Origin of the sequence: uncultured Paraglaciecola sp. (genome assembly GCF_913020055.1) — a bacterium.
Taxonomy (GTDB): domain Bacteria; phylum Pseudomonadota; class Gammaproteobacteria; order Enterobacterales; family Alteromonadaceae; genus Paraglaciecola.
The window spans coordinates 1-6,149 of the sequence record NZ_CAJWCF010000156.1 but is presented as its reverse complement, the minus strand read 5'-3'; the positions used below and the strand labels follow the sequence as shown (position 1 = coordinate 6,149).

6 protein-coding genes are annotated in these 6,149 nt (G+C 38.4%); 2 read left to right on the top strand and 4 right to left on the bottom strand.

What is annotated here, in order from left to right; translation table 11 throughout:
* Positions 1-80: 80 nt before the first annotated feature.
* A complete protein-coding gene (locus QZ488_RS20745; protein WP_293752333.1) occupies positions 81-647 on the bottom strand; it encodes a uracil-DNA glycosylase family protein in 567 nt (188 codons plus the stop codon).
* An 87-nt stretch (positions 648-734) separates the two neighbouring features.
* Positions 735-1,871 carry a fatty acid desaturase gene (locus QZ488_RS20740; RefSeq protein ID WP_293752331.1) on the bottom strand — a complete coding sequence of 379 codons (1,137 nt, stop codon included), beginning with the start codon at positions 1,869-1,871 and terminating at the stop codon, positions 735-737.
* A 244-nt stretch (positions 1,872-2,115) separates the two neighbouring features.
* On the opposite strand from QZ488_RS20740, the gene fabR reads away from it, so the two are divergent.
* Positions 2,116-2,727 (top strand): HTH-type transcriptional repressor FabR, encoded by a 612-nt coding sequence (fabR, locus tag QZ488_RS20735; protein ID WP_293752329.1) that lies wholly within the window; start codon positions 2,116-2,118, stop codon positions 2,725-2,727.
* On the opposite strand, the gene trmA is transcribed toward fabR, so the two are convergent.
* Entirely contained in the window at positions 2,724-3,824 is a 1,101-nt protein-coding gene (gene trmA / locus QZ488_RS20730; RefSeq protein WP_293752327.1) for a tRNA (uridine(54)-C5)-methyltransferase TrmA, read from the bottom strand. The genes fabR and trmA overlap by 4 nt on opposite strands.
* 173 nt (positions 3,825-3,997) lie before the next feature.
* Between trmA and QZ488_RS20725 the strand changes: the two genes are divergently transcribed.
* The gene (locus tag QZ488_RS20725) at positions 3,998-5,398 is read left to right on the top strand and encodes a DUF5610 domain-containing protein (protein WP_293752325.1); all 1,401 of its coding nucleotides are present in this window, start codon (positions 3,998-4,000) and stop codon (positions 5,396-5,398) included.
* A 63-nt stretch (positions 5,399-5,461) separates the two neighbouring features.
* Here the strand turns inward: QZ488_RS20725 and QZ488_RS20720 are convergent, their stop codons facing one another.
* Complete coding sequence (locus QZ488_RS20720; RefSeq protein ID WP_293752324.1) at positions 5,462-5,920, bottom strand: RNA-binding protein; 459 nt, start codon at positions 5,918-5,920, stop codon at positions 5,462-5,464.
* Between the last annotated feature and the right edge of the window lie 229 nt (positions 5,921-6,149).

The following is a 6,149-nucleotide window of genomic DNA, read 5'->3' as shown; positions in this document are numbered from 1 at the left end:
TATTTGGACAATGATGAAAAGTTCAATAAAAACAGTATGTTTAGTGTTCAACAACAGTTAATACAAACATAGCCTTCTGATTAATTATTCTTTATCTTAGTTTTTAGCCATTGTTTCATTTGCGGCAGTATGTCGTTTTCAAACCAACTATTCCTTTTTAACCAAATATTATTCCTTGGTGAAGGGTGAGGTAATGGTAGGTATTGCACCTGATAATCACGCCAATTTCTAATCCGCTCAGTTAACGTTTTTTTATCTCTTAAATAATAATCTTGCGCATACTTACCGACTAAAAGAATAACTTTGGATGTAGGTTGTTGTACCAATAATGGATGCCACTTCGGCGCGCATTCTGGCCTAGGTGGTAAATCACCTGACTTGCTTTTTCCGGGGTAACAAAATCCCATGGGAACAATAGATAAGATGTTTTTGTTGCAGAACATTTGTTCTGGCATATCTAACCACAATCGTAGCCTATCTCCTGAGGCATCATTCCATGGAGTGTTGCTTTGATGCGCTTTGATACCTGGTGCCTGACCAATTAAAATAACGTTTGCAGTGTTTGAATACTGCAAGATAGGTTTAGGTGAAAAAGGTAATGAGTGGGCGCACTCGGTACAATTATTGATTTCAGAGATAATGTCCATTTTTCTCATCGTAACACGCTCCCAATTGTTTTTTTGTACAAAAAAGGCCTCAAAATGAGACCTTAAAAAATTTAATGTTGAGTATTGTTATTCAGTCAAGGCCGGCAAGAAGTCAAACTGATTTAGGTGTAACCATTTTTGTTTTTGTATGGCTAAACTTTGTTTTAACTCTTTGTATTTGTAATGTACCTCAAGATTTTCATAGCTGCGTTTCAAGCTTTGTCTCTTGATTTCCATGAGCTGCTTTTTTGCCGCATAATAATCGGTCATGCGTTGTGCAAGCAGTTCATACTCAATTTGCACTTTGGCTAATATTTCATCTGCATTTGCCAACTTCGATACTTTTTCTTTAGCTAATTTGAGCTGCATGGCTACCTTAGCTTTTTCTATTCTTTCTTCTGGGCATCGTCTAAGGTTACTGGTCCAGCCAACAAGAGATAACCCTTTGATTAACCATTTTGTTGGATCAAATTGCCACCATTTAATGCCATTTCTGTAGTCGTATTCAAATATATGGTGGAAATTATGGTAACCCTCACCAAAAGTAAAGAAAGCCAAAATATCGTTATCTCGCGCGGTATTTTTATCTGTATAAGGCTGTTTTCCCCATATATGGGCCAGAGAATTGATGAAAAAAGTAACGTGATGAACCACCACTAGACGGAAAACCCCGGCTAGTAATAACATGCCCCAAATATCGCCGTTCAACCAGCCGAGTAATAGTGGAACACCAAAGTTAGCGCTAAGCATGATTTTCAAATAGTGTTTGTGTTGCCACATTACTACAGGGTCTTTTTGAAGATCGCGGCAGTTACTGTAGTCATCATAACGTTGAATTTGGTATTCCCTTAACATCCAACCTATATGTGAATACCAAAAACCTTTTTTGGCAGAGTATGGGTCATGATCGTTATCGTCTACATGTTTGTGGTGAATACGATGATCTGAACACCAGTGCAAGATACTATTTTGTAACGACATTGCGCCACCGATCGCTAACACTACTCTGACAAATACATTGGCTTGATATGCTTTGTGTGACCATAAGCGATGATAGCCAGCAGTAATAGACATACCTGAAAAGTAGATTAGAACGACACACGCAATAATTTCTAAGGCATCGAAACCATTTATCAGTGCTTCAATAGGCACTAATACGGTAGCTATTAAGCCAGTAATAGTAAAAACCAATATATTGGTGAGTAACAGTCGTGGTTTTTTCATTTAAATATTAATTTCAGCTTACATGTGTACGCTATTTTACGTTGCCTTTTGCGTTACGCAAGTGCTAAATAACTAACCACTCTAAAACTCACCCTAAAGGAAGTGCTCAAGTCGTTCTGGATAGCGCATTTTGAAGTGGTTTGGGGATATGTACATAGAGTTAAATTTCTCCGGTATGTGTTTTACTTTTTTCAGGATAGAATTAACAAATATTAATTTTGTCACCAACAACAGGTTTTAGCTATTGAACCGTCAAGAACAAAAATTACGCACCCGACGTTCTATTATTGAAGCGGCGTTTTTACTATTAGATGAACAGCGTAGTTTGTCGAGTATTAGTCTGCGAGAAGTTGCACGAGCAGCTGGCATAGCACCCACCTCTTTTTATCGACACTTTAAAGATATAGACGAGTTAGGCTTAACATTAGTTGATGAAGCTGGTTTAGCTTTGCGCCAGTTGATGCGTCAAGCTAGGGTGAGGATTGCTTCAGGTGGCGGCGTTATCAATACTTCAGTCGATACTTTTATGGAGTTTATTACCGCCAATAACAATGTTTTTCGGTTGTTGCTGCGGGAACACACAGGTACGTCAATGGCTTTTAGGGCTGCAGTACTGCGCGAAATAAAACACTTTAACGTAGAACTGACTGATTACACCATTGCCACTACAGGCTTGCCGTATAACATTGCTAATCTACAAGCAGAAGCTATGGTGAAATTAGTTTTTAGTGCTGGAGCCGAAGCTCTCGATGCGTCGGATGAACAAAAAGCCAATGTTGCAGAGCGCGTAAAACAACAACTAAGGTTTGTTGTAAATGGTGCCTTGCAGGCTAAAACCGAACAAACCTCGAATTAACTTCGCTTTTGTAAATATACTCCACACTCTGCATGATGCGTATAGGGAAATTGGTCGAATAACGCAAATCGTGTGATGGTGTGGGTTAGTAACAATGTGTCTAAGTTGAGTTTTAGTGTGTCTGGGTTACATGAAATATACACAATGTTTTCATACTGACTAACCATCTCTACAGTGCTCTCATCTAGGCCAGCTCTAGGCGGATCCACTAAGACTGTTTTGCATTGGTAATCGGCCAAGTTAACTCCTTCCAAACGCCGAAATTCACGCACACCTTGTTGCGCCTGAACAAATTCTTCACTCGACATACGAATAATCTTTAGGTTGTCGATACTATTTTGTGCAATGTTATCTTGCGCAGCAGCCACTGAGGTTTTAGATATTTCAGTGGCCAGTACTTTTTCAAAATTTTGCGCCAAGGGAACAGAAAAATTTCCCGCGCCACAATACAGCTCGAGTAAGTCTCCTTGACTATTCTGAGTAATATCTAATGCCCATTCAATCATCTTGATGTTGACCAGTGCATTAGGTTGGGTAAAGCTGTTTTCGATTTGTTTGAACGTGAAACTACGTTGGTTTATTGTCAATTTTTCGGTTACATAATCTTTATCAAGAATGATTTTTTGCTTCTTTGCTCGGCCAATAATATCTATTTTGTATTTTTTTCTTAATACAGAACGAATATTCTGCATTTCCTCTGTCCATTGTTCATCTAATGCTTTGTGATAAAGCAAAGAAACAATGATTTCCCCGCTTAGTGTGGCTAAGTAATCAATTTGAAATAGTTTTCTGCGCGCCGTCTCGTTTACTTTAAGTAATAAGGTCAAATCAAGCATAACATCATTAATCAGTTGACTGGCTGGAGGAAAATGCTCGACGTAGTACTTTTGTTTGGTGGTTTGGTCAAACATGACATGATGAAGGTCATCACCGTCATGCCAAAGTCGAAATTCTGCACGTAATCTATATTGTAATGGCTCAGATGCAAATACTTCTAATTCGGGCATTGGATGCTGGGCAAAACTATCTTTAATAAAATTGGTTTTGTTGTTCAGCTGTTCAACATAATTGTCTGCCTGAATCTCAGTTGGCCGCATGTTTTGCCTCAATCATTAGGGGGTAAAAACGCGCAACTTAAAGTGTTTTGACTCATTCTGCAATATCTAAGAAAAGTTAAACCTTCTTGCTCGTATGATTTTTATGCAAATTTAATTAAAGTATTAGAGAGTATGGGCCGATAGGCTTAGTTGAGGATAGTGAGGTATCTGCCATGAACATTAGTCAATTAAAAGCCTTTTTAGGTGATAAGCCCCAACATTTGGGCAATGAAAACAGTATTCAAAATCAACTCCGTGAGGCTGGTTTAAAGCAAGCTATTAGCGGGCAAAATAACCAAGGGTCACAAAGAGTAGATCAATTCAGTTCCAGCACATTTCTGGGTGTACGGATATATTCGAATGCGCTAAGCAATACTTTGGAAGTTGATAGGAGTAAGCCAGACTTTTCTGCACCTGTTGCAAAAGAATCTGAAGGTTCTCTATTCGATTTTGAAGAGATAGCCAAAAATGTGCTCAATTTTGTCGGCGGTGCAATTAAAAACGCCCAAAATAAAGGCGCTGATGACAGTGAGCTAAGTGACCTATTTGAACAGGCTACATCTGGCGTACTTAGAGGCATAAAATTAGCAGAGCAGGATCTAGCTGGATTTTTAAATGAAGAAATTGCGAATGGTATCAGTCAAAGCAAAAGTTTAATTGAAGATGGCATCGCCAATCTCAAACGTGACATTTTTAATCCGCAAGCTTCAGACTTGAATGAATCGACTCAATCTGTAACCAACGCCTCCAGTGTATCCTACGAAAAACAAGAATCAGGTGAACTGAATATTCGAACTAGAGATGGCGATAGAGTGAATATTAGGTTTGAAGATATTCAGCAATTTGAGTTTAATCAAAGACAGGTTGAACAACTTACTCAAGAAACTAAGGCTGACGACAAGGTGGTTTTGCCGGAATCAGCAAAGGATAACAGTGCGCCGATAGCGGCTTCTGAAACTACAATACCAGTAATTGATGCTGCAGAGCCTGATCTCGCTGTTGAACAGACAGGTGAAGTAAAATCTGATGTTAATGTCATTGAACAAAATACAGTTTTTTATCAGGAGAACTCATTCTCGTTTTCAGTTAATGGTGAATTAGATGAAGATGAACTTAAAGCCATTGGGCAATTAGTCGTTGACGCTAATGAGCTAGCTGAAGAGTTTTTTAATGGAGATATAGAAACTGCATTCAATCAAGCGCTAGAATTAGGTTTTGACGAGCAGGAGTTGTCTAGTTTTGCTTTGCAGTTAACGAAGATTGAAAATACACAAGTTATCAAAGCGTATGAAACCGTATCTAGATTTGATGAAGATAGCGTAGACAGTGATCCTGCTAAAGCCGTTAAGCCAATTGCAGATTACCTAGATAAACTATTGAATGTGATAGATGGCTCGAGACTCCAGTTGGAAGATAGTAAGTCTTATGAAAATGTAATTAATGAATTGATTAATAGATTAGGTGAAGATGTCGCCACGCCAGATTTGATCTCTGCTATTAACCGGTTCAATGAGTTTAATCAAAAACTTGTAAACAACCTACCTATTGGTTATCAACCAGAAAACCAATCTTAAGTTTTTGTTAGAGATATAAAAAAGGCCAGCATTTAGCTGGCCTTTTTTATATCTAAATGAAGACTATTGCTCTTCAACCTTCTCTTTAGCTAACCGAACTTTCAAAGTGCGTTCTTGAAAAGTTGAGTCGTTCAAGTTTTTGATTGCTTTGGCTGCCCCTTTCGCATTCATTTCAACAAAGCCATAGCCTTTCCTTTTCCCTGTGCGACGATCTTTCATTAACCGTACCGACACAACATTGCCTTGTTGTTCAAAATGTTCTTGTACTGCTTCTTCATCTGCACGATAAGGAAGGTTTCCAACATAGAGTGTTGAAACGTCTGAAGAATCACCTTCATCACTTGATGAAGTAGAAGATGAAAACGCATTCAATAATGCGGGTACCAATAAGCCACCCACTAAAACACCTATGGCTGCTGATATGTGATTGGGCATATCCGATGCTACGAGGGGTAAAATGATATATAGAACAATAGCGAAAATGACTGTGATAAAAATATTCAAAACAAAAGATGGATTCATGTGACTCTACCTAAAAAGATTTTATGGTTATAAGAATAAAAGCGCACTTATGGTACTCATTTATGAGGTTTTCGCAAACAGTAAGACTAAGTATCAGTAATCCTTTTACTTATTCAAGCCAAAAACAGGGTGATTTCCTAGTTTCTGATTGATTTTTGCGCACTTAAACACAAATTTGAAATTAGGGGTTGCATAGGAATCTGTTCTCTCTATAATGCGCCCTCGCTTC